Annotated in this window: 18 protein-coding genes; 10 read left to right on the forward strand and 8 right to left on the reverse strand. The window is 69.2% G+C overall.

The window, feature by feature from the left end:
- The first annotated feature begins 16 nt into the window (after nt 1-16).
- The 7 genes from ACUTR7_RS06285 (at nt 17) to ACUTR7_RS06315 (ending at nt 9,519) form a co-directional block, all read left to right on the forward strand.
- Complete coding sequence (locus ACUTR7_RS06285) at nt 17-421, forward strand: hypothetical protein (protein WP_445608384.1); 405 nt, start codon at nt 17-19, stop codon at nt 419-421.
- 167 nt (nt 422-588) lie between these two features.
- Nucleotides 589-1,923: a TolC family protein gene (locus ACUTR7_RS06290; RefSeq protein ID WP_445608385.1), complete on the forward strand. Its 1,335-nt coding sequence runs from the start codon at nt 589-591 to the stop codon at nt 1,921-1,923.
- Nucleotides 1,924-1,953: 30 nt separating this feature from the next.
- The gene (locus ACUTR7_RS06295; RefSeq protein WP_445608386.1) at nt 1,954-3,330 is read left to right on the forward strand and encodes an efflux RND transporter periplasmic adaptor subunit; all 1,377 of its coding nucleotides are present in this window, start codon (nt 1,954-1,956) and stop codon (nt 3,328-3,330) included.
- A 23-nt stretch (nt 3,331-3,353) separates the two neighbouring features.
- Nucleotides 3,354-6,527, forward strand: a complete 3,174-nt coding sequence (locus tag ACUTR7_RS06300) for a CusA/CzcA family heavy metal efflux RND transporter (protein ID WP_445608387.1) — start codon at nt 3,354-3,356, stop codon at nt 6,525-6,527.
- A 218-nt stretch (nt 6,528-6,745) separates the two neighbouring features.
- Nucleotides 6,746-8,233, forward strand: a complete 1,488-nt coding sequence (locus ACUTR7_RS06305; RefSeq protein WP_445608388.1) for a purine-cytosine permease family protein — start codon at nt 6,746-6,748, stop codon at nt 8,231-8,233.
- A complete protein-coding gene (locus ACUTR7_RS06310; protein WP_445608389.1) occupies nt 8,230-8,982 on the forward strand; it encodes a carbon-nitrogen hydrolase family protein in 753 nt (250 codons plus the stop codon). Before ACUTR7_RS06305 ends, ACUTR7_RS06310 begins: the two co-directional genes overlap by 4 nt.
- Nucleotides 8,983-9,168: 186 nt before the next feature.
- Nucleotides 9,169-9,519 carry a DUF4148 domain-containing protein gene (locus ACUTR7_RS06315; RefSeq protein ID WP_043820380.1) on the forward strand — a complete coding sequence of 117 codons (351 nt, stop codon included), beginning with the start codon at nt 9,169-9,171 and terminating at the stop codon, nt 9,517-9,519.
- Between the two features lie 62 nt (nt 9,520-9,581).
- Here ACUTR7_RS06315 and ACUTR7_RS06320 read toward each other — a convergent pair whose 3' ends face one another.
- Nucleotides 9,582-10,004, reverse strand: coding sequence for a hypothetical protein (locus tag ACUTR7_RS06320; RefSeq protein ID WP_063327414.1), 423 nt, complete (start codon nt 10,002-10,004; stop codon nt 9,582-9,584).
- A gap of 118 nt (nt 10,005-10,122) precedes the next feature.
- On the opposite strand from ACUTR7_RS06320, the gene ACUTR7_RS06325 reads away from it, so the two are divergent.
- A complete protein-coding gene (locus ACUTR7_RS06325; protein ID WP_445608390.1) occupies nt 10,123-11,145 on the forward strand; it encodes a hypothetical protein in 1,023 nt (340 codons plus the stop codon).
- A 76-nt stretch (nt 11,146-11,221) separates the two neighbouring features.
- Here ACUTR7_RS06325 and ACUTR7_RS06330 read toward each other — a convergent pair whose 3' ends face one another.
- The 3 genes from ACUTR7_RS06330 to purU form a co-directional block, all read right to left on the reverse strand.
- A complete protein-coding gene (locus ACUTR7_RS06330; protein ID WP_445608513.1) occupies nt 11,222-12,733 on the reverse strand; it encodes an FAD-linked oxidase C-terminal domain-containing protein in 1,512 nt (503 codons plus the stop codon).
- A 151-nt stretch (nt 12,734-12,884) separates the two neighbouring features.
- Nucleotides 12,885-13,808 (reverse strand): LysR substrate-binding domain-containing protein, encoded by a 924-nt coding sequence (locus ACUTR7_RS06335; protein WP_012203013.1) that lies wholly within the window; start codon nt 13,806-13,808, stop codon nt 12,885-12,887.
- A 19-nt stretch (nt 13,809-13,827) separates the two neighbouring features.
- Complete coding sequence (purU, locus tag ACUTR7_RS06340) at nt 13,828-14,676, reverse strand: formyltetrahydrofolate deformylase (RefSeq protein WP_013804418.1); 849 nt, start codon at nt 14,674-14,676, stop codon at nt 13,828-13,830.
- Between the two features lie 73 nt (nt 14,677-14,749).
- Here purU and ACUTR7_RS06345 point away from each other — a divergent pair, with 73 nt between their 5' ends.
- Nucleotides 14,750-16,705, forward strand: coding sequence for a putative bifunctional diguanylate cyclase/phosphodiesterase (locus tag ACUTR7_RS06345; RefSeq protein ID WP_180318231.1), 1,956 nt, complete (start codon nt 14,750-14,752; stop codon nt 16,703-16,705).
- 79 nt (nt 16,706-16,784) lie between these two features.
- Here the strand turns inward: ACUTR7_RS06345 and hmpA are convergent, their stop codons facing one another.
- The gene (hmpA, locus tag ACUTR7_RS06350) at nt 16,785-18,011 is read right to left on the reverse strand and encodes an NO-inducible flavohemoprotein (RefSeq protein ID WP_445608391.1); all 1,227 of its coding nucleotides are present in this window, start codon (nt 18,009-18,011) and stop codon (nt 16,785-16,787) included.
- A 120-nt stretch (nt 18,012-18,131) separates the two neighbouring features.
- Between hmpA and norR the strand changes: the two genes are divergently transcribed.
- Nucleotides 18,132-19,715 carry a nitric oxide reductase transcriptional regulator NorR gene (gene norR, locus ACUTR7_RS06355; protein ID WP_445608392.1) on the forward strand — a complete coding sequence of 528 codons (1,584 nt, stop codon included), beginning with the start codon at nt 18,132-18,134 and terminating at the stop codon, nt 19,713-19,715.
- Here norR and ACUTR7_RS06360 read toward each other — a convergent pair.
- The 3 genes from ACUTR7_RS06360 to ACUTR7_RS06370 all read right to left on the reverse strand — a co-directional run bounded on the left by ACUTR7_RS06360 (nt 19,699) and on the right by ACUTR7_RS06370 (nt 22,303).
- The gene (locus tag ACUTR7_RS06360; protein WP_445608393.1) at nt 19,699-20,619 is read right to left on the reverse strand and encodes a DMT family transporter; all 921 of its coding nucleotides are present in this window, start codon (nt 20,617-20,619) and stop codon (nt 19,699-19,701) included. The genes norR and ACUTR7_RS06360 overlap by 17 nt on opposite strands.
- 88 nt (nt 20,620-20,707) lie before the next feature.
- Nucleotides 20,708-21,127, reverse strand: coding sequence for an FKBP-type peptidyl-prolyl cis-trans isomerase (locus ACUTR7_RS06365; protein WP_445608394.1), 420 nt, complete (start codon nt 21,125-21,127; stop codon nt 20,708-20,710).
- A 33-nt stretch (nt 21,128-21,160) separates the two neighbouring features.
- Nucleotides 21,161-22,303 (reverse strand): pyridoxal-phosphate-dependent aminotransferase family protein, encoded by a 1,143-nt coding sequence (locus ACUTR7_RS06370; RefSeq protein WP_192367361.1) that lies wholly within the window; start codon nt 22,301-22,303, stop codon nt 21,161-21,163.
- Nucleotides 22,304-22,336 lie beyond the last annotated feature (33 nt).

A 22,336-nucleotide genomic window follows, 5' to 3' on the forward strand; every position in this document is an offset into this window, starting at 1 on the left:
CCCCATGCCCTCCTCCATGACCCGGCCCCGTCTCGCCGCCCTCGCCGTTCTCGTGATCGCGCTGCTGTTCCAGTGGAGCTGGATGGCGGCCGCTGCACTGTGCCGGCACGACGGACATGAGACCCGGCACTTCGGCCACCATGTTCACGGCGTGAGCCTGCATGGCATGGGCGCCGAGCGCCATGCCAACGCAGATCCGGGCGCTGGCGCCGAACCGGGACAACCGGCAAAGAAGGCGGACCAGGGCCAGCCGTCGTCGCTCAGCGTCGATTGCTCCATGTGCCATGCCTGGGTGGCCGTCGCCACCCACTACGCCAAGGCCGCGCCGGTGGCGCCTCCCCCCATGCCATTCGCCGAGCCGCTGCGCCGCCATGCCTCGGCCATGCTGCTGCGCCCCGATCGGCCCCGCTGGCAGGGCTGACGCCCCCTGCAGCCGCCGGCCGGGCATGGCCCTGTTTCTGCCCCGGACCGGCATTCCCCTGAAATCCCCTCGCGCTCAGCGGCCATGGGCCGTGCGCGCCCGCCGCAGCGGCCTGACCGGCTGATGAACGATCAGGCCTGACCTGCGCGCGGGCAAGGAGTCCGTGTATGTCTTTCCCTTCGTCCTTTCCGTCGAGGACGGCTTCCCACGCCCCATGGAGCGCCTGGCCCGGGCCGCGCGCCCTGCTGGTGATGGCCGTGCTGACCGCTTGCACCGCCGTGCAGGCGGGCGAGCCTGCCGATGCGGCTGCGCCATCTGCAGCCGCTGTTTCCGAGTCCACACCGGCCGGCCCGCCGCTGGATCTGCAGCAGGCCCTGGCCCTGGCGCTGGACGGCAACCCCGGCCTGCGTGCGGCCCGCCGTGCGCTGGAGGCCAGCGATGGCGCCGTGCTGCAAAGCCGTGCCCGGCCCAACCCCGAGCTGGCCTGGTCGCAGGAGGACACGCGCCGCAGCACCCGCACGCTGACCGTGCAGCTGAACCAGACCCTGGAAGTGGGCGGCAAGCGCGAGGCCCGCATGCGCGTGGCCGAGCGCGGGCGCGACCTGGCGCAGGCCGAGCTGGCGGGGGCCGAGGCTGCGCTGCGCGCCGACGTGGGCACGGCCTTCTTCGGCGTGCTGGCTGCGCAGCAGCGCGTGGTCCTGGCCGGGCAGACGCTGGAGATCGCCAGCAGTGCGCGCGAGGCCGCAGCCCGGCGCGTGGCGGCCGGCAAGGTGGCGCCGCTGGAGGAAACCCGGGCCCGCGTGGCCGAATCCGGCGCCCGCCTGGAGCAGGCCCAGGCCCGCTCGGGCCTGCGCGTGGCGCGCGGCCAGCTGCAGGCGCTGTGGGGCGAGCGAGTGCGCCCATTCGGCCAGGCCGAGGGCGCGGTGGACGCCCTGCCCCAGTTGCCTGAGCTGGCCGCCCTGCAGCAACGCATCGAACAGGCTCCCGCCGTGCTGCGTGCGCGCCAGGCGCTGGAGCAAAGCCGCGCCACGGCCGACCTGGAGCGTGCGCGGCGCCTGCCCGATCCCACCGTCAGCCTGGGCGTCAAGCGCGCCACCGAGGTCGGGCGCAACCAGCTCGTGGTCGGCGTCTCCGTGCCCCTGCCCGTGCTCGACAGCAACCGGGGCAACCAGCTGCAGGCCCTGCGCCTGGCCGACCAGGCCGAGGAGCAGTTGCTGGCCACGCGCGTTCAGCTGCAGGCCCAGCTGTTCGAGGCGCGCGAGCTGCTGCAGGCCAGCCGCGAGCAGGCGCGCCAGCTGGCCGAGGAGGTGCTGCCCACGGCACGCACGGCCTACGAGCTGGCCTCGCGCGGGTTTGCGCTGGGCAAGTTCGGCTACCTCGACGTGCTGGACGCACAACGCACCTGGTCCGAGGCGCGCAGCCAGTACCTGGACCAGTTGCTGGCCACCCACCGCGCCGCCGCCGACATCGACCGCCTGCTGGGCACCGAATCCGGCCTCTGATTCCGATAGCAACCTGATTGCATCCAGACCATGAACACCAAGCCCTCCTCCTCCCCCCTCGGACCGCGCCGCACCCTCGTGGCCATTGCCGTCATCCTGGCCCTGGGCGCGCTGGCCGCCACGCTGATCCTGCGCAGCGGCACGCCGGGCGCAGCCAAAGCCGACAGCCATGGCCACGGCCACAGCGAGGCCGCAGGCCATGCCGATGGCGAGCACCACGGTGCCGCCGCAGCCGCAGCCGATGGCCACAAGCACGACGAAGGCCATGCCGACGATGAACACCATGAAGACTCCAAGGCGGAAAAAGCCGAGGCCAAGCCTGCCGCCCAACCTGCCGCCAAACCGGCTGCAGAAGCCGGTCATGGCGACGAAGAAGGCCTGATCGCCATGGACGCCCAGCGCATGCAGGCGGCCGGCGTGCGCCTGGCCGAGGCCGGCCCGGCCACCGTGCGCTCCGTGCTGCAGCTGCCCGGGGAGATCCGCTTCAACGAAGACCGCACGGCCCACGTCGTGCCGCGCGTGGCCGGCATTGCCGAGAGCGTTCCCGCCAATCTGGGCCAGAACGTGAAGAAGGGCCAGTTGCTGGCCGTGCTCAGCAGCGCCGCCGTGTCCGAGCAGCGCAGCGAACTGCTGGCCGCCAGCAAGCGCCTGGAGCTGGCCCGCACCACCTACGCACGTGAAAAGCAGCTGTGGGAGGAGAAGGTCTCGGCCGAGCAGGACTACCTGCAGGCGCGCCAGGCGCTGCGCGAGGCCGAGATCGCCGTCTCCAACGCCCAGCAGAAGCTGGCCGCCACGGGCGCCGGCGCCGGCGGTGGTGCGGGCGGGCTCAACCGCTTCGAGCTGCGCGCGCCGTTTGACGGCGTGATCGTGGAAAAGCACCTGTCCGTGGGCGAGGCCGTGCAGGACACCACCCAGGTCTTCACCATCTCCGACCTGCGCAGCGTCTGGGCCGAGATGCGCGTGGCCGCGCCCGACCTGCCCGCCGTGCGCGTGGGCGAGAAGGCCACGGTGCGCGCCACGGCCTTCGACTCCTCGGCCACGGGCGAGGTGGCCTATGTGGGCGCACTGATCGGCCAGGACACGCGCACGGCCCCCGCGCGCATCACCCTGCCCAACCCCGACGGCGTGTGGCGCCCGGGCCTGTTCGTGAATGTGGAGCTGACGGCATCGTCACGGCAGGCACCGCTGGCCGTGGCCACGCAGGCGCTGCAGAAGATGGAGCAGCAGACCGTGGTCTTCGTGCCCGTGCAGGGGGGATTTCGCGCCCAGCCGGTGCGCGTGGGCCGCGCCGACGGCAAGACCACCGAGGTGCTGGAAGGCCTGAAACCCGGCCAATCCTACGTGGCCGAGGGCAGCTTCATGCTCAAGGCCGAGCTGGGCAAAGCCACGGCCGAGCACTCCCATTGATGCGGGCATGAACGGAGAACTCCATGTTTGAACGCATCATCCGATTTGCCATAGAGCAGCGCTGGCTGGTCCTGCTGGCCGTGCTGGCCATAGCGGGCCTTGGCATCTACAACTACCAGCGCCTGCCCATCGACGCCGTGCCCGACATCACCAATGTCCAGGTGCAGATCAACACCCAGGCCAGCGGCTACTCGCCGCTGGAGACCGAGCAGCGCATCACCTATCCCATAGAGACGGTGATGGCTGGCCTGCCGTATCTGGAGCAGACGCGCTCGCTGTCGCGCTACGGCCTGTCCCAGGTCACCGTGGTGTTCAAGGACGGCACGGACATCTACTTTGCGCGGCAACTGGTGGGCGAGCGCATACAGCAGGCGCGCGACAGCCTGCCTGCGGGCATCACGCCCACGCTGGGCCCCATCTCCACGGGCCTGGGCGAGATCTACCTGTGGACCGTGGAGGCCGAGGACGATGCGAAAAAGCCCGACGGCACGCCCTACACGCCCATGGACCTGCGCGAGATCCAGGACTGGGTCATCAAGCCGCAGCTGCGCAACGTGCCCGGTGTCACCGAAATCAACTCCATCGGCGGCTACGCCAAGGAGTACCTGGTGGCCCCCGCGCCCGAGAAGCTGGCCGCCTACGGCTTCACGCTGGCCGACATCGTCACCGCCCTGCAGCGCAACAACAGCAACGTGGGTGCGGGCTATATCGAGCGCCAGGGCGAGCAGTACCTGATCCGCGCGCCGGGCCAGGTCGGCGGCATCGCCGACATCCGCGAGGTCATCGTGGGCTCGGCCCAGGGCCAGCCCATCCGCATCCGCGACCTGGCCGAGGTAGGGCTGGGCCAGGAGCTGCGCACGGGCGCGGCCACCGACAACGGCCGCGAGGTGGTGCTGGGCACGGTGTTCATGCTGATCGGCGAGAACAGCCGCACCGTCTCGCGCGCCGTGGACCAGCGCATGGCCGAGATCAACCGGGGCCTGCCCCCGGGCGTCAAGGCCATCACCGTCTACGACCGCACGAACCTGGTGGACAAGGCCATCGCCACGGTCAAGAAGAACCTGGTGGAGGGCGCGGCCCTGGTGGTGGTCATCCTCTTCCTGTTCCTGGGCAACCTGCGCGCGGCGCTGATCACGGCGTTGATCATCCCGCTGTCCATGCTGTTCACCTTCACGGGCATGGTGCACTACAAGGTCAGCGCCAATCTCATGAGCCTGGGGGCGCTGGACTTCGGCATCATCATCGACGGCGCCGTGGTCATCGTGGAGAACTGCGTGCGCCGCCTGGCGCATGCGCAGGAGGCGCGAGGACGGTCGCTGACGCGCAGCGAACGCTTCCATGAAGTCTTCGCCGCCGCGAAGGAAGCGCGCCGCCCGCTGCTGTTCGGCCAGCTCATCATCATGGTGGTCTACCTGCCCATCTTCGCGCTCACGGGCGTGGAGGGGAAGATGTTCCATCCCATGGCGCTCACGGTGGTCATCGCGCTGGCCGGCGCCATGCTGCTGTCCATCACCTTCATCCCGGCGGCGATTGCGCTGTTCATGGGCGACAAGGTGGCCGAGAAGGAAAACCGCCTCATGGGCTGGGCGCGCCGCGCCTATGCGCCCGTGCTGGCGCGCGTCATGGCCGCGCCCGCCGTGGTGCTCACGGCCGCCGCCGTGGCCGTGGCGCTGAGCCTGCTGCTGGCCACGCGCCTGGGCAGCGAGTTCGCGCCCAACCTCAACGAGGGCGACTTCGCCATCCAGGCGCTGCGCATCCCGGGAACCAGCCTCACGCAGTCGCTGCAAATGCAGATGCAGATCGAGACGGCGCTCAAGAAGGAGTTCCCCGAGATCGACCGCGTGTTCGCGCGCACCGGCACGGCCGAGATCGCCTCCGACCCCATGCCGCCCAACATCTCGGACGGCTACATCATGCTCAAGCCGCGCAGCGAGTGGCCCGACCCGGCGCGCCCGCGCGATGACCTGCTGGCCGCCGTGCAGGCGCTGGTGGACAGCATCCCCGGCAACAACTACGAGTTCTCCCAGCCGATCCAGCTGCGCTTCAACGAGCTGATCTCGGGCGTGCGCAGCGACGTGGCCGTGAAGATCTTCGGCGACGACATGGCCGTGCTGGAGAAAAGCGCCCAGACCGTGGCCGGCATGCTGCAGCAGATCGCGGGCGCCTCCGAGGTCAAGGTCGAGCAGACCACGGGCCTGCCCATGCTCACCGTGCAGATCGACCGCGAAAAGGCCTCGCGCTATGGCCTGAACATGGGCGATGTGCAGGACGCCATCAGCACCGCGATGGGCGGCACCGAGGCCGGCACGGTATTCCAGGGCGACCGGCGCTTCGACATCCAGGTGCGCCTGCCGGACGCCGTGCGCAACGACCTGCAGGTCCTGAGCCGCCTGCCCATCGCCCTGCCGCGCGGGGCGGACGGGCGCATCGGCTTCGTGCCGCTGTCGGCCGTGGCCACGTTCGAGACCGCGCCCGGCCCCAACCAGATCAGCCGCGAAGACGGCAAGCGCCGCATCGTGGTCAGCGCCAATGTGCGCGGGCGCGACATGGGCTCCTTCGTGGGTGAGGCACAGCAAAAGCTGCAAGGCCTGTCGCTGCCGCCCGGCTACTGGACGCGCTGGGGCGGCACCTTCGAGAACCTGGAGTCGGCCACGCGCCGCCTGCAGATCGTCGTGCCCGTGGCCCTGCTCATGGTCTTCGTGCTGCTGTTCGCCATGTTCGGCAATGTGCGCGACGGGCTGGTGGTCTTCACGGGCATTCCGTTCGCGCTCACGGGCGGCATCCTGGCGCTGTGGCTGCGCGACATACCGCTGTCCATCTCGGCGGCGGTGGGCTTCATCGCGCTGTCGGGCGTGGCCGTGCTCAACGGCCTGGTCATGATCTCCTGGATCAGAACCTTGCGCGAACAGGGCGCCAGCGTGCCCGACGCCGTGACCGAGGGCGCGCTCACCCGGCTGCGCCCCGTGCTGATGACGGCCCTGGTGGCCTCGCTGGGCTTCGTGCCCATGGCCATTGCCACGGGCACGGGCGCCGAGGTGCAGCGGCCGCTGGCCACGGTGGTGATCGGCGGCATCCTGTCGTCCACGCTGCTGACCTTGCTGGTGCTGCCGCTGCTGTACCGGCTGGTGCATCGCAACGATCCGTCGGAAGCGGACGCGGCCGGCGCAGTGCCCACGGCATCGGCACCAGCCGCGTAGCACGCCACCCACGCCCCCATGCCGCCTGGCAGGCCCTGTGGCCGCCAGGCGGCGCGGGGCTTTTTTCATGCCCGGCCGCCTCGGCACCAGGGGCTGGCCGGCTGGCCAAACATCTTTTCCAGTCGATGTGAACGTCGCGCATCAGGCATGGAGCGGCGGCAGGCTCCTGCCTAGAATTTGTCCCACAACAGCAAGGACAACGGGAGGGAGACAAGGCCATGAACAGCCCCGCCAGCGGACAGCACGGCCGTGCCCGCATCGCCGTGGAGAGCCGGTCCATCGACTGCATTCCCGACAGCGAGCGCCATGCGCGGCTCGCCGACCAGGGTCCGTTCTGGTTCCTGGGCAACTTCCACTTCTTCACGCTTTCCATCGGCTTCGTCGGCCCGTCGCTGGGGCTCTCGGCGCCCTGGAGCGCCCTGGCCGGCACGCTGGGCATCATGTTAGGCACGCTGTTCATGGCGTTGCACGGCGCGCAGGGGCCGCAACTGGGGCTGCCGCAGATGATCCAGTCGCGCGCGCAGTTCGGCTTTCGCGGCGTCACCCTGCCGCTGTGCGCCACGCTGCTGGTGTTCACGGGGTTCAACGTCGTCAACGTCTCGCTCATCATGCAGGGCATGCAGGCCGTGTTCGGCCTGCCGCCAGCGCCCACGGCCTGCGTGGCCGTGGCGGTAGGCGCCTTGCTGGCGGTCTGCGGCCACGATGTGATGCACAGGGCCTTCCGCTGCGCGCTGATGCTGGCGCTGCCGCTGTATGCGCTGGCCACGCTGGCGTTGCTGGCAGGCGTGGGCGAGCCCGCCTTGCACGTTCGGCCGGAGCCATTGCCAGGATTCGCATGGAGCGCCTTTGCCGCGCAGTTCACCATCGCGGCCAGCTACAACATCTCCTATGCGCCCTATGTGTCCGACTATTCGCGCTACCTGCCGCGCCATACCGCGCCCCGGCGCCTGATCGCGGCCATCTTCCTGGGCGCCTCGCTGTCCGGGGCCTGGATGATCGGGCTGGGCGCGTGGATGGCGCAGCGGCTGCAGGCCGGCGACGCGCTGGCGGCGCTGGGACGGATCGGCACCGGCCTGTTCCCGGTCGCGGACCGGCTGCTGCCTGCCCTGGCCGTCGTGGCCTTCGTGCCCATCATCGCCCTCAACACCTACAGCGCGGCGCTGACCGTGCTCACGGCGGCGGATTCGCTGGGCGGCCTGCGCCCCACACGCAGTGCACGCATCGGCGCCATCGCCGCCATCAGCGCCACCATCCTCGCGTGCGTACTGTCCATCCAGGGCAGCGGCGTGGCATTGCTGCATTCCTTCCTGGCGCTGCTGCTGTACTTCCTGGTGCCGTGGACGGCGGTCAACCTCGTGGACTATTTCCTGGTGCGCAAGGGCCGCTACGCCATCGCCGATTTCTTCACGCCACAGGGCATCTACGGCGCCTGGGGCTGGCGCGGCATCTGCGCCTATCTGGGCGGCTTTGCGGCCATGGTGCCGTTCATGCACATCCACGACGCCACCGATGGCCACGCGGTCTTCATCGGCTGGGCTGCGCAGCGGCTGGGCGGCATGGACTTCGCCTGGCTGCCGGGCATTCTCGTAGCCGGCGGCCTTTACTGGGTGCTGGCCCGCAACCTGGATCTGCAGGCCGAGGAGGCCGCCAGTTGCCAGCCGCGGCAGGACAGCCACCCTTTGCATCTCAAGGAGCGCACACCATGACGGAGCACCGCATCCGCATCATCCAGCCCCGTCTGCGTGACGGCGACATTGCCGGCAACCTGGCGATGACGCTGAAGACGATCAGGGCCAGCGCGGGTCAGGCCGACCTGCTGGTCTTTCCCGAAACCTGCATCAGCGGATTTCCCCGGCCGGACAACGTGGCGCAGCTGGCAGAGCCGCTGGATGGCCCCTCGGCCACTGCGCTGCGCGAAGCCGCGCGGCAAGCCGGCGTGGCCGTCGCCATCGGCCTGGCCGAAGCAGACCAGGGCCGCCACTTCAACGCAGGCCTGCTGATCGATGCCGATGGCCAGGTGCTGCTGCACTACCGCAAGACCATGCTCTACGACTCGGACCACGGGGTCTTCGAGGCCGGGGATCGCCAGCCCGTCTGCACATGGCGCGGCCTGCGAGTGGGACTGCTGATCTGCTTCGACATCGAGTTTCCGGTACCGGCCCGCGCCCTGGGCGTGCAGGGCGTGGACCTGATCGTGCTGATGGACGGGATGATGCACCCCTACGGCCACATCCATCGCCACGCCGTGCCCGTGCGCGCCATGGACAACCAGTGCTACATCGCCATGGCCAACCGCGCCGGTCCCGGCGACAGCTACGCCTTCTGCGGCGAAAGCCAGTTCGCCGATCCCTTCGGCCAGACGCTGGCGCGCATCGCGGGCGATGCCGAGGGTCTGCTGGACGTGCGCCTGGACCCTCTGGCGCCCGGCCGCGCGCGTGCGCAGTACCGGGGATGACGAGCGCCGAGGCGCCGCAGTGTCTCGGTCATCGCGGTCATCTGTGTCGGTTGCATGACAGCAATGTCACCATCCTGTGGGGCTGGTGTGGGCACGTGATTTCTACATTGGAGTCCTCTCCTCGGCGTTCCGCATCGCGGGGCGTGGGGAGAACGAATTACCAACGTGCCTGAAAGGAATCACATCATGTCGCAACGCCGCTTCACCCCCGCCACCCTCATCGCCGGCCTGGCCGCATCGGCAGCGCTGCTGCTGCCCGGCATGGCATCGGCGGCCGGATACATCCACCCGGCCAACAACGAGGCGGGCGCCGTCGTCCACCCCGAGCATTTCAAGAGCAGCAAGACACGCGCCCAGGTGACGGCCGACGCCGAGGCAGCCGTGCGCCAGGGCGGCACCTCGCGCTTCAATGCCAGCGTCTATCCGGCTCCCGCACCGCAGACCGGCGCGGGCAAGACACGCCAGGAAGTGATCAATGAACTGATCAACGAAACGCCCGCCCAGCGCGATGCACGCCAGCGTGCCATGGGTGGCTGATGCGCAGGCGGGGCCCGTGCCCCGCAGGTGCCGGATTGATGCAAACCCGACGCGCCGCCTGGCTACGAGCCTGCGGCGCGTTCCGCTTCCTCGGCATCATGGGCGCGCGCAATGGCCAGGATCACGTCGCGCGCCAGCCGGCGCTTGGGCACGGGAAGGCGCAGGTAGATCTTGAACAGCTCGTTGTCCTCGTAGCCCAGGCCTGCGGACCAGGTGCTCTTGGGCTCGCGCACCTCGCGAACCTGCTGCGGCGAGCGCAGGAATTCCTCCAGCGGCACCTGCAGCCAGTCGGCCAGCGCAGCGAGTTTCTTGGCGTTGGGCATGGTCTTGCCGACCAGCCAAAGGCGCACGCCGTGCTGGGACATGGGCTTGCCCCAGAAACGGGAATTGAACTCGTGCTCGAGCACGGCAGGCCTGGCTTCATAGCCCTGGGCCTGCATCGAATCACGTAATTTTTGAGCAAACCGCTGCTTTGCATCCTGCATGCGCGAACGCTATGGGATTGGTCTGATTGAGATGTGAGTATTGATAAAAATCACATCTCTTTTTGATTGATAGTTAATATCAACCATCGATCTGGAAATCACATGCACGGGGGAGCAAATGCGTTGGCAACGAGTGTGGCTGCTGCCCTCGAGCCTTGTACTGGTGCTGGGCGGTTGCGGCGGTGACGACGGTGATGTCCTGGCGGTCCAGGCCGCATCCTGGGGCGGTGCATCGGGGGTTTCGATAGGCCAGGTGCTCCAGGAGAGGAACGCATGCGCGCGCAGTGCATGGCGCAGCGTGGGCGATGGAAGCGGCGGGCGCATCGTCGAGTACACCTGCGAGAGATCAGGCACGCATGGATACCTGCAGCTGCGTCTGCGCCAGGATGCCGAGCAGCTGCAGCAAGCGGCCGATGGCGAGCAGGCGCGGTTCGAGGCCCGGCTGCGTGGCGGCTGGCGCGAATTGCTGATGCTGGAGCGCCAGCGCCAGGAGATGCTGGGTCGCCATCGGCTTGAGGCGCAGAAGGACGCGGAACGCATGCGCCTGCACCTGGAAGACCTGCGCATGCTGGAGGAGATGACAGACTGCCGCAGCTTCCGTCCGCAAGGGCTGGGCGCCGAAGCAGCTCCGCAGCGGCTGGTGCTGGCCGCCGACGCTTGCGTGCGTTCCGGACGCCCCGCCGAGCCGGCCTACGCACGCGAACGCAAGCAGACGCTGGAGCGCATGCGTGCAGCCCTGCCGCGCTACGACGAGGCACGGCTGGGGCGCGAGGCGGCTCTGCGGGCACTGGAGCGCACGCTAGAGCAGCAGGAGGCGGCGCTGCGCAGACTGGAGGAGGACCGACCCGAGACAGGGGAGCGCATCCGCAGATCCCTGGCCGAGCGGCTGGAGGCGATGCGCCTGCGGCTGAACCAGGTCGGCCGTGTGCGCGAACTCACGCGCTGGGGCGTGGCCGGTGCGCGCGTGGCCTACCTGGACACAGCCTTGGCGATGGAATGCGGCATGCGCACCCTGTCCCATGCCGTACCACTGGAGGCCATGATCGAAGACCTCGCAGAGGACCTGGCCGTGCCCCGGCAGGAAGCTGCGCTGGCCCGCGCGCTCGATGGGCTGTGGCTGCGCTGCCTGCAGCAGCCGTGACCAGCGGGTTGCATGGTGGTCGTTGCACAGTGCTCGTTGCACGGCGCCGGTTGCACCGCGCCCGTTGCACGGCGCCTCAGAATCTCGGCAGGTCCGGGTGGGAGATCTGGCCGCCGCGCACCAGCATCTTTCCGTACTCGGCGCAGCGGTTGAGCGTGGGAATCACCTTGCCGGGGTTGAGCAGGGCCTGCGGGTCGAAGGCGGCCTTGAGCGCGAACATCTGGTCGTTCTCGGCCGTGGTGAACTGGGTGCACATGGAGTTGAGCTTTTCCACGCCCACGCCATGCTCGCCCGTGACCGTGCCGCCCATGGCCACGCTGGTCTCCAGGATGTCGGCGCCGAACAGCTCGCAGCGGTGCAGCTCGTCGGGGTCGTTGGCATCGAACAGGATCAGCGGGTGCAGGTTGCCGTCGCCCGCGTGGAAGACGTTGGCGCAGCGCAGGCCGTATTTCTTTTCCATCTCCTGGATGGCCAGCAGGATGTCGGCCAGGCGTTTGCGCGGGATGGTGGAGTCCATGCACATGTAGTCGGGGCTGATGCGCCCGCTGGCGGGAAAGGCGTTCTTGCGCCCGCTCCAGAAGCGCAGGCGCTCGGCCTCGCTTTCGCTGACGGTGATGGCCGTGGCCCCGGCGCCGCGCAGCACCTCGCTCATGTGGGCGATCTCTTCCTCGACTTCCTCGGGCGTGCCGTCGCTCTCGCACAGCAAGATGGCCTCGGCCGTGAGGTCGTAGCCGGCCTTGACGAAGTCCTCGACGGCGGCCGTCATGGGCTTGTCCATCATCTCCAGCCCCGCCGGGATGATGCCGGCCGCGATCACGGCGGCCACGGCGTCGCCGGCCTTGCGCACGTCGTCGAAGCTGGCCATGATGCAGCGCGCCAGCTGGGGCTTGGGGATCAGCCGCACGGTGACTTCGGTGGTCACGGCCAGCATGCCTTCGCTGCCGACCAGGATGGCCAGCAGGTCGAAGCCCGGCGTATCCAGCGCCGTGGAGCCGAACTCCACCGGCTCGCCCTCCACGGTGAAGCCGCGCACCTTGAGCACGTTGTGCACGGTCAGCCCGTACTTGAGGCAGTGCACGCCGCCCGAGTTCTCGGCCACGTTGCCGCCGATGGTGCAGGCGATCTGGCTGCTGGGATCGGGCGCGTAGTACAGGCCGAAGGGCGCGGCGGCCTCGCTGATGGCCAGGTTGCGCACGCCGCACTGCACCACGGCCGTGCGGCTGGCCGAATCGACCTGCAGGATCTTGTTGAACTTGGCCAGCGACAGCGTCACGCCCATGGGATGGGGCAAGGCACCGCCCGACAGCCCGGTGCCCGCGCCGCGTGCGATCACGGGCACCTGGATGGCGTGGCAGGCTCGCAGCACGGCCTGGACCTGGGCCTCGGTCTCGGGCAGGCAGACCACCAGCGGGCGCTGGCGGTAGGCCGTGAGGCCGTCGCATTCATAGGGCGTGGTGTCCTCGGCATTCCACAGCAGGGCGTGGGCGGGCACATGGCGGGCCAGCGCGGCCACGACCTCGGCCTGGCGCCGTGCGCGCTCGGAGACTGTGGGCTGCTGGTGGGCCGCATCGGCGGCGGCCGACGCCATGGCGCCGGGAGCGGGGCTGGCTGGGGAGCTGGCGGAAGTCATGGAGCCTGACTTTAGGCGATGCCGCCGTCTTTGTGCAGCGGGGCTGCGCTGATGTTTATTGCAACGGCGCGTGAAATCCGTGAAATCCGCGAAATCAGTTATGGGCGCCTCAGCAGGCCATCGCCCTCTTCAACCATTCAGCAAAGGCCGCGCATTCCCAGCGGTCCATCGTTCCGGTGCGCCAGCACAGGTAGTGGGCATGGGGGCTGGCCGTGTCCACGTCGAACAGGCGCACCAGGGTGCCGTTGTCCAGCCAGGGCGCGCCCAGCTTGTGGCGCACCAGGGCGATGCCCATGCCGGCCGAGGCCGCGTCGCACATCAGGCCGATGTCGTTGAACTGCGAGCCCTCGTGCGGCTCGGGCCAGTCCAGGCCGGTGGCGCCGAACCAGGTGCGCCAGGGCTCCAGCGGGCTGCGCAGCAGGGGCATGCCTTCCAGGTCCTGGGGCTGCTCGAAGGGGCCGTGCTCGCGGATGAAGGCCGGCGAGGCCAGCGGCGTGACCACGTCGCGCGCCAGCTCGATGTGCTCCACATCGGCATAGTGGCCGGGGCCGAAGCGCACCATCAGGTCGGCATCCTCGGCCACCACGTCCAGCAGCGGGATGGAGACCTGCAGGGCGATGTCGATCTCGGGATAGGTTTCCGTGAACTGGCGCAGGCGCGGGATCAGGATCACGCGCGCAAACGTGGGCGTAACGGCGAGCTTGAGCCTGCGGCGGCCCGGTGCCGTCACCTCGCCCGGAAAGCGCTGCAGCGCGCCCAGGCCCTCGCGCACGTGGGACAGGTAGGCGCTGCCTTCGGTGGTGAGCGAAAAGTCCGAGCGGCCGAACAGCCGCGTGCCCAGGATCTGCTCGAGCTGGCGCACGCGGTGGCTGACGGCGCTGGGCGTGACGCACAGCTCCTCGGCCGTCTGCGTCACGCTGCGCAGCCGCGCCAGCGCCTCGAAAGTGAGCAGGCACTGTATGGGCGGGATGCGGCGGGCGCCGCTGCCGGGCGGGGCAAAGCCGCTGCCGGCGGCAAGGGTCACGTTCGCCATGGGCGGCCGGGAGCCGGCTTCAGCGGAAGACCACGGTCTTGTGGCCGTTGAGGATGACGCGGTGCTCGCTGTGCCACTTGACGGCGCGGGCCAGCACCTGGCTCTCGGTGTCGCGGCCGCGGGCCGTGAGGTCCTCCACGGTGTCGGTGTGGTCGGCGCGGGCCACGTCCTGCTCGATGATCGGGCCTTCGTCCAGGTCGGCCGTCACATAGTGGGCCGTGGCGCCGATCAGCTTCACGCCGCGGTCATGGGCCTGGTAGTAGGGCTTGGCGCCCTTGAAGCTGGGCAGGAAGCTGTGGTGGATATTGATCGCGCGGCCTGCCAGCTTGGTGCACAGGTCGTTGGACAGCACCTGCATGTAGCGCGCCAGCACCACGAGTTCGGCGCCTTCGGCCTCGATGATCTCGAACTGCTTTGCCTCGGCCTGGGCCTTGGTGGCAGCCGTGACGGGGATGTGGTGGAAGGGGATGTTGTAGCTGGCCGCCAGCTGGTAGAACTCGCGGTGGTTGCTGATGATGGCGCGGATGTCCACCGGCAGCAGGCCGCTCTTCCAGCGAAACAGCAGGTCGTTGAGGCAGTGGCCTTCCTTGCTGACCATGAGCACGGTCTTCATGGCTTCGGCCTTGGTGTGCAGGCGCCACTTCATCTGGTACTGGCCGCCCAGGTCGGCCAGGGCCGCCCTCAGAGCCGCGGGATCGCAGCCGTTGCAGGCAAATTGCACGCGCATGAAGAACAGTCCGGTGGCCGGGTCGTTATACTGCGCGGCCTCTTCGATGTTGCCGCCTTGCTCGAGCAGAAAGCCCGAGACGGCATGTACCAGACCGAGCCGGTCGGGGCACGAAAGGGTAAGAATATAGGCTTGGGTCATAGCGGCGCAATTGTCGCAGCATGGACACGACCCTGCGCAAGTCACACGTTCTGGGAACGTTCTGAGGAACCACATGCAAGATCAGGGAGAGCAGCCCCGAATACCGCTCTGGGGCGCAATGACCCTGTACGTGTGCGCAGGTCTGCTGTGGCTCTGGGGCGTGGAATGGCTGCTGGCGCACCTGCAGATTCCGCCCGAGGCGGCGGCGCAGCGGCGCATGCTGTCCTCGGTGACCCTGGTGCTGGTCACGGCCGTGGGCGGCGGCTGGCTGCTGTGGCGCATGCGCCGTGGAGAGCGCACTGCCCATGCCGCGATGGCCGCCGGGCGGGAGGCCGACGAACGCCAGCGCCTGGCCACCGCCGTGGTGGACAACACCATGGAGGGCGTGGTCGTCACCGACGCGCGCAGCCGCATCCTCTCGGTCAACAGCGCCTTCACGCGGCTGCTGGGCTATACCGAGCAGGAAATGCTGGGCAAGACCCCGCGCATGTTCAAGTCCGGCCGCCATGACAAGGCCTTCTACGAGGCCATGTGGGACAGCATGCAGGCCACGGGCCACTGGCAGGGCGAAATCTGGAACCGCCGCAAGAACGGCGAGGTCTTCCCCGAGCGCATGTCGCTCAGCGCCGTCAAGGACGCACAGGGCAAGGTCACGCACTACGTGTGCATGTTCACCGACATCTCGGCCGAGAAGGCGCGCGAGGCCCAGCTCGAATTCCTGGCCCACCGCGACATGCTCACCGGCCTGCCCAACAGCGTGCGCTTCACAGCGCTGCTGGAAGACGCCGTGGCCGAGGCGGCCGCCGAGCAGGGCACGCTGGCCGTGATGCTGCTGAACATCGATCGCTTCAAGGACGTCAACGACAGCTACGGCCACGCCATTGGCGACCAGGTGCTGCGCCACATCGCCGCCCGTGTGCACGACTCCCTGGGACCCCAGGACCTCATAGGTCGCATGGCCGGTGACGAACTGGCCGTGCTGTGCAAGGGCATGAGCGAGCGCGGCGACGCCATCGCCCGCGCACGGCAACTGATCGCGGCGGCCGGCCAGCCCTGGAGCTCGCCCGACGGCCTGTCCGTCATGGCCGGCGTCAGCGTGGGCATCTGCATGTATCCCTCCCACGCCGGCAATGCCCAGGACCTGCTGCAGGGCGCGCACGCCGCCGTCTACGGCGCCAAGTCGCGCAGCGGCCGTGCCTGGTGCTTCTTCGAGGAAGACATGACCTCGGCCGCGCGCGAGCGCCTGGCCATGGAGGCACGGCTGCGGCAGGCCATAGACCTGGGCCACCTGCGCCTGTACTTCCAGCCCCAGATCGACCTGGCCACGGGCCGCCTGGTGGGCGCCGAGGCCCTGGTGCGCTGGCTGGACCCGGACGAGGGCCTCATCTCCCCGGCACGCTTCATTCCCGTGGCCGAAAGCTCGGGCGTCATCGGCGCGCTGGGCCTGTGGGTGCTGCGCGAGGCCTGCGCCCAGGGCCAGCGCTGGCGCGATCAGGGCCTGCCCGAGATGACCATCGCGGTCAATGTCTCGCTGCACCAGTTCCTGCTGACCGACATTGCCGGCGCCACCGCCGACGCGCTGGCCGCCACGGGCTTCGCCCCGCACTGCCTGGAACTGGAAATCACCGAAAGCGCCCTGGCCGAGCGCCCCGAGGAGGCCCTGGCCGTCATGCGCCGCCTGCGCGCCCAGGGCCTGCGGCTGGCCATCGACGACTTCGGCACCGGCTATTCCTCGCTGGCCCACCTCAAGCGCTTTCCGCTGGACCTGCTCAAGATCGACCAGGGCTTCATCCGCGATATCCCGCACAGCGCGGACGACATGGCCATCAGCGGATCGGTGATCGCGCTGGGGCATGCCATGGGGCTCAAGGTTCTGGCCGAGGGCGTGGAGACGGCCGAGCAACTAGCATTCCTGCGCGGCAAGGGGTGCGACTTCTTCCAGGGCTATCTGTGCAGCAAGCCCTTGCCCGCACAGGCGTTTGGGGAGTGGGTGTCGGACAACCAGGGCATGTGGGCCGTGCAGGGCTGATCGCCCGATGCACGGCGGGCCGAGGCCCGACCCCTGCTCCACCACTCAGGCCAGGGGACCCGAGCGGATCGACGGCAAATCAGGCCAACGCCTCCGCCGGCCCAAAGAATTCATAGCGGACCTGCCCTTCCGGCACCCCCAACACCCGCAACGACTCCTTCACCGACCGCATGAACGGCCGGGGCCCCAGGAAATACACATCGGCATCCACTGAAGGCAGCCACTGACCCAACTGCCGGGCGGTCAGCAGTCCCTGCGCATCGACCTCATCGCCCTCCTCCACCCGGTCATAGCAGTAGTACCGGCTGAGCTGCGGATGCTCCGCGGCCAGCGCATCCACACGTTCACGGAAGGCGTGAACACCGCGCTCGCGTGCGCAGTGGATGAAGACCACGGGACGCTTGCTGGGCAAGGCCGCATCCAGCATGGGCAGGGTCGGCGTGATGCCCACGCCGCCGCTGATCAGCACCAGCGGACGCTCGCCGGGCTGCAGCGTGAAGTGTCCTGCGGGCGGGAACAGCTGCAGCGTGTCGCCGACGCGGACCCGGTCGTGCAGGAAGCTGGAGACCTTGCCGCCTGCCTCGCGCTTGACGCTGATGCGCAGGCTGCGGCCATCGGCGGGCGCGGACAGCGAGTAGTTGCGCCGCTGCTCCTGGCCGTCCACCACCAGGCGCAGGCCGATGTACTGGCCGGGCTGGTGGGCGATGACGGGGCCGCCATCGGCCGGCACCAGGTAGAACGAGGTGATCTCGGCGCTTTCCGCCACCTTGTCCTCGACCACGAACGCACGCTCGCCGCGCCAGCCGCCCTCGGCCGCCGCCGTGCGGTCATAGGCCTGGCGTTCGGCGCCGATCAGGATGTCGGCCAGCTGCTGGTAGGCGGCACCCCAGGCATCGATGACCTCGTCGGTGGCGATCTCGGCGCCCAGCACCTCGCGGATGGCGCGCAGCAGGCAGGTGCCGACGATGGGGTAGTGCTCGGGCTGCACCTGCAGCGCAACATGCTTGTTGATGATCTGCGCGGGCAGATCGCCCAGGGCTTCGAGCCGGTCGATGTGCTTGGCGTACATGAGCACGCTATAGGCCAGGGCACGCGGCTGGGCACCGCTTTGCTGGTGGGCCATGTTGAACAGGGCGCGTACCTCGGGGTACTCGCCCAGCATGGTCTGGTAGAAGTGGGTGATCAGCGCCTCGCCGCCGGTTTCAAGCAGCGGGACGGTGGATTGGACGATGGCACGTTGGCGGTCGGTCAGCACGGGAAACTCCTTGGGTACGGGGACGGGCATGCCCGGTGCGATGCCGGGCATGCCTTGACAAAGGCAAGTGCCGTGCCAGGACTGCAGCCCTTGCAGAACAAGGGTTTGGCGTTTCATGCGTCAATATGACCTTCGTCAAAACAAGTCTTTTTGACAGCTATTGCAGTCTTTATGACCACATCCACCGCCCTGCATGCCCTGACCCCTCTGGTGGCCGACCTGGCCCAGGACCTGCCCGAGCGCGAGCGCTTTCGCCGCCTGCTGGCAGCGCTGCGCGCCGTGCTGCCGGCCGATGCCGCCGCCCTGCTGCGGCTGGAAGGCGAGTGGCTGCGGCCCGTGGCCATCGATGGCCTGGTGCCCGATGCGCTGGGCCGGCGCTTTCGCATTGCCGAGCACCCGCGCTTCGCCCAGCTGCTGGCGGCGGGCCAGGCCATGCGCTTTGCGCCCGACAGCCCGCTGCCCGATCCCTATGACGGCCTGGTGGCCCAGGGCCACGGGCCGCTGGAGGTGCACGACTGCATGGGCTGCGTGCTGCAGACGGGCGGCCTGCCCTGGGGCCTTCTCACGCTGGACGCGCTGGACCCGGGGCGCTTTGCCGACCCGGCCGCGCTGGCGGCGCTGCAGGCCTTCAGCAACCTGGCGGCGGCCACCGTGACCACGGCCGAGCGGCTGCGCCGGTTGGCGCGCAGTGCGCGCGCCCTGCCCGCGCCCGGCGCCGCCCCGGGGGGCGATTCATCGCGTCCGCTGATCGGCCAGAGCCCGGCCATGCGCGCGCTGCAAAAGGACATCGCCCTGGTCGCGGCCAGCGACCTCAATGTGCTGATCACGGGCGAGACCGGCACGGGCAAGGAACTGGTGGCCCAGGCCGTGCATGCGCAGTCGGCGCGTGCGGGCCGCGCGCTGGTCAGCATCAACTGCGCGGCCCTGCCCGACAACCTGGTCGAAAGCGAGCTGTTCGGCCATGTGCGCGGCGCCTTCACGGGCGCGCTGTCCGAGCGCAGCGGCAAGTTCGAGCAGGCCGACCAGGGCACGCTGTTCCTGGACGAAGTGGGCGAGCTGTCCCTGGCCGTGCAGGCCAAGCTGCTGCGCGTGCTGCAAAGCGGCCAGCTGCAGCGCCTGGGCTCGGACCGCGAACACCATGTGGACGTGCGCGTGATCGCCGCCACCAACCGCGACCTGGCCGCCGAGGTGGCGGCAGGCCGCATGCGCGCCGATTTCTTCCACCGCCTGAGCGTCTACCCGCTGCGCGTGCCCGCGCTGCGCGAGCGCGACAGCGACGTGCTGATGCTGGCCGGCTTCTTCCTCGAGGAAAACCGTTCGCGCCTGGGCCTGGGCGGACTGCGCCTGCACCCCGCTGCGCAATCGGCCTTGCTCGCCCAGGACTGGCCCGGCAATGTCCGGGAGCTGGAGCACCTCATCAGCCGCGGCGTGCTGCGGGCGCTGAGCCGTGCGCCCTCCACCACTCCAGCCGGTGGCCGGGCACGCATGGTCACGCTGGGCCAGGCCGATCTCCGGGATGACGCACAGCCCCCGGCGACGGCCACCCCGTCCCTGCCCGTCCCACAGGCCGCATCGCCCGGCGCCAGCCCCCAAGGCCTGCGCGAAGCCGTGGAGAGCTACGAGCGCCATCTGATCGACGCCAGCCTGCAGCGCCACCAAGGCAGCTGGGCCGCCGCCGCACGCGAACTGCAGATGGACCGCGCCAACCTGCAGCGGCTGGCGCGGCGGCTGGGACTGGTCAGGCAGGACGCCTGAGCGACATCAGCCACCCATACCCGCTCACCAGCAGCACCCCCGCCAGCACCATCAGTGCCCCGGCCAGGAAGTTGGGCTCGATGGGCTCGCTGAGCAGCCAGGCACCGAAGACCACGCCGAAGATGGGCGTCATGAACGAGAACACGCCCAGGCGCGAGGCCAGGTATTGCGTGAGCAGCCAGAACCAGACCAGGAAGCTCACAAAGCAGACCAGCACGGACTGGAAGGCCAGGCCGGCCCAGGCCAGCGGCGTGGGCTCGAAACGGGTCTGGCCCAGCAGGAAGGCGGCGGGCAGCAGCAGCGCAAAGCCGGTGGCCAGTTGGTAGAGCAGGGTCTGCGCGGCGGGCAGCGATGCCAGCCGCGTGGTGCGGATGGCCACCGTGGTGGCGCCCCAGGCCACGCCGGCGGCCAGCGCCAGCAGGTCGCCCAGCAGCATGGCGGCGCCGGCTGCCTTCGAAGGCTTGCCGCCGCCCAGGAAGGCCAGCGCTATGCCGGCAAAGGCCAGTGCGATGCCCAGCCATTGCAGCGGCGCCAGGCGCTCCGAGGGCAGCTTCCAGTGCAGGCCCAGCGCCGCGAACACGGGAGCGGAATACAGGAAGACCACCACATGGGCGGCCGAGGTGTGGTTGATGCTCTCACCCACCAGCAGGAATTCCAGCGCAAACAGCGTGCCCACGGCCAGGCCCGGGCGCCAGCTGCCGTCGCCCCACTGCACGCGCATGCCGCGCCAGTGCATGAACAGCCACACCAGCACGGCGCCCACGCCCGAGCGCAGCGCGATCTGCAGCGTGGGCGCAATGGCATCGGCCGTGGCCTTGAGCAGGATCTGCTGCAGGCTCCAGATCAGGCACAGCATGAGCATCAGCGCGGCGGCGCGCGCGTCCAGCGGTTTGCGTGAATCCACGGCATATCCCTTTCAACGACCGTAAAAAAGCCGGCCCGCAGGCCGGCTTTGCATCAAGCGGGGGCTGGCCCGGCCAGCGGGCCGGCCATCACTTGATGCCCAGCAGTTCCACCTCGAAGTTCAGCGTGGCGTTGGGCGGGATCACGCTGCCCGCGCCACGGCTGCCGTAGGCGATGGAGGGCGGGCAGGTCAGCTTGGCCTTGCCGCCGACCTTCATCTTCTGCACGCCTTCGGTCCAGCAGGGAATCACGCCGGTCAAGGGGAACTCGATGGGCTGGCCACGCGTGATGGAGCTGTCGAAGTCCTTGCCCGTGTCGGGGAAGTAGCCGCGGTAGTGCACGCGCACCGTGTCGCTGGCCTTGGGGCTGGCGCCCGTGCCTTCCTTGAGGCTTTCATAGACCAGGCCGCTGGCCGTGGTGACGGGCTGGGCCGCATGGGCTGCCACGCCGGTCAGTGCGGCGAGCATCAGGCCGCAGGAGACGGCCAGGGTGGTGAGGGTCTTGTTCATCAGGGTTCTTTCAATGCAATGTTTGCAGCGGGTTCACGCCTTGGCGGGGACACCGATATCGTCAAGGGCCTTGGCGATGTGGCCGACGGTGCGGTCCACGTTGTGCCATTTTTCCAGGCCGAACAGGCCGATGCGGAAGGTCTTGAAGTCCGGGCCTTCGTCGCACTGCAGGGGCACGCCCGAGGCGGTCTGCAGGCCGGCTTCCATGAACTTCTTACCGCTCTGGATGCCGGGGTCGGTGGTGTAGCTGACGACGACGCCGGGGGCCTTCCAGCCTTCGGCCGCCACGCTGGGAAAGCCGCGCGACTCCAGCAGGGCTCGCACCTTGGCGCCCAGGGCGATCTGCTCGTCGCGCACCTTGGCGAAGCCGTAGGCACGCGTCTCCAGCATCACGTCGCGCAGGCGGACCAGGGCGTCGGTGGGCATGGTGGTGTGGTAGGCGTGCTGGCCCTTTTCGTAGCCCTCGGCGATCTGCATCCACTTCTTGAGGTCGCAGGAGAAGCTGGAGCTTTGCGTGTGCTCGATGGCTTCGCGCGCACGTTGCGAGAGCATGACCATGGCGCAGCACGGCGAGCTGCTCCAGCCCTTTTGCGGCGCGCTGATCAGCACGTCCACGCCGGTCTTTTCCATGTCCACCCACATGGCGCCCGAGGCCACGCAGTCCAGCACGAAGAGCGCACCCACCTCGTGCGCGGCATCGGCCACGGTGCGCAGGTAGCTGTCGCTGAGGATGATGCCGCTGGCCGTCTCCACATGGGGGGCGAACACGACCTTGGGTTTTTCAGTGCGGATGGCGGCGGCCACGTCCTCGGCCGCGCAGGGCGCCCAGGGGTCCTGGCTGCCCGGTCCCTGGCGACGCGCCTTGCAGACCACGGCGCCACCGCCCAGGCCGCCTTCCTCGAAGATCTGGGTCCAGCGGTAGCTGAACCAGCCGTTGCGCACGATGAGCACCTTTTCGCGGTTGGCGAACTGGCGCGCCACGGCCTCCATGCCGAAGGTGCCGCTGCCCGGCACCAGCACGGCCGTGTGGGCGTGGTAGACCTCCTGCAGCGTGGTGAGGATGTCCTGCATCACGCCCGCGAAGCGCTTGGACATGTGGTTGAGCGCGCGGTCGGTGTAGACCACCGAGAATTCGAGCAGGCCGTCGGGATCGATATCGGGCAGAAGTCCGGGCATGGGGAGTCTCCAGAGGCAGCGGGGCCCGCACGG

Source organism: Delftia sp. NA_296.1, from assembly GCF_052692095.1.

What these genes read in the sequence shown, in the direction of transcription:
- ACUTR7_RS06285 (WP_445608384.1), top strand. Translation starts at nt 17, where the DNA reads ATGACCCGGCCCCGTCTCGCCGCCCTCGCCGTTCTCGTGATCGCGCTG.
- ACUTR7_RS06290 (WP_445608385.1), top strand. Translation starts at nt 589, where the DNA reads ATGTCTTTCCCTTCGTCCTTTCCGTCGAGGACGGCTTCCCACGCCCCA.
- ACUTR7_RS06295 (WP_445608386.1), top strand. Translation starts at nt 1,954, where the DNA reads ATGAACACCAAGCCCTCCTCCTCCCCCCTCGGACCGCGCCGCACCCTC.
- ACUTR7_RS06300 (WP_445608387.1), top strand. Translation starts at nt 3,354, where the DNA reads ATGTTTGAACGCATCATCCGATTTGCCATAGAGCAGCGCTGGCTGGTC.
- ACUTR7_RS06305 (WP_445608388.1), top strand. Translation starts at nt 6,746, where the DNA reads ATGAACAGCCCCGCCAGCGGACAGCACGGCCGTGCCCGCATCGCCGTG.
- ACUTR7_RS06310 (WP_445608389.1), top strand. Translation starts at nt 8,230, where the DNA reads ATGACGGAGCACCGCATCCGCATCATCCAGCCCCGTCTGCGTGACGGC.
- ACUTR7_RS06315 (WP_043820380.1), top strand. Translation starts at nt 9,169, where the DNA reads ATGTCGCAACGCCGCTTCACCCCCGCCACCCTCATCGCCGGCCTGGCC.
- ACUTR7_RS06320 (WP_063327414.1), bottom strand. Translation starts at nt 10,004, where the DNA reads ATGCAGGATGCAAAGCAGCGGTTTGCTCAAAAATTACGTGATTCGATG.
- ACUTR7_RS06325 (WP_445608390.1), top strand. Translation starts at nt 10,123, where the DNA reads ATGCGTTGGCAACGAGTGTGGCTGCTGCCCTCGAGCCTTGTACTGGTG.
- ACUTR7_RS06330 (WP_445608513.1), bottom strand. Translation starts at nt 12,733, where the DNA reads ATGGCGTCGGCCGCCGCCGATGCGGCCCACCAGCAGCCCACAGTCTCC.
- ACUTR7_RS06335 (WP_012203013.1), bottom strand. Translation starts at nt 13,808, where the DNA reads ATGGCGAACGTGACCCTTGCCGCCGGCAGCGGCTTTGCCCCGCCCGGC.
- purU (WP_013804418.1), bottom strand. Translation starts at nt 14,676, where the DNA reads ATGACCCAAGCCTATATTCTTACCCTTTCGTGCCCCGACCGGCTCGGT.
- ACUTR7_RS06345 (WP_180318231.1), top strand. Translation starts at nt 14,750, where the DNA reads ATGCAAGATCAGGGAGAGCAGCCCCGAATACCGCTCTGGGGCGCAATG.
- hmpA (WP_445608391.1), bottom strand. Translation starts at nt 18,011, where the DNA reads ATGCCCGGCATCGCACCGGGCATGCCCGTCCCCGTACCCAAGGAGTTT.
- norR (WP_445608392.1), top strand. Translation starts at nt 18,132, where the DNA reads ATGACCACATCCACCGCCCTGCATGCCCTGACCCCTCTGGTGGCCGAC.
- ACUTR7_RS06365 (WP_445608394.1), bottom strand. Translation starts at nt 21,127, where the DNA reads ATGAACAAGACCCTCACCACCCTGGCCGTCTCCTGCGGCCTGATGCTC.
- ACUTR7_RS06370 (WP_192367361.1), bottom strand. Translation starts at nt 22,303, where the DNA reads ATGCCCGGACTTCTGCCCGATATCGATCCCGACGGCCTGCTCGAATTC.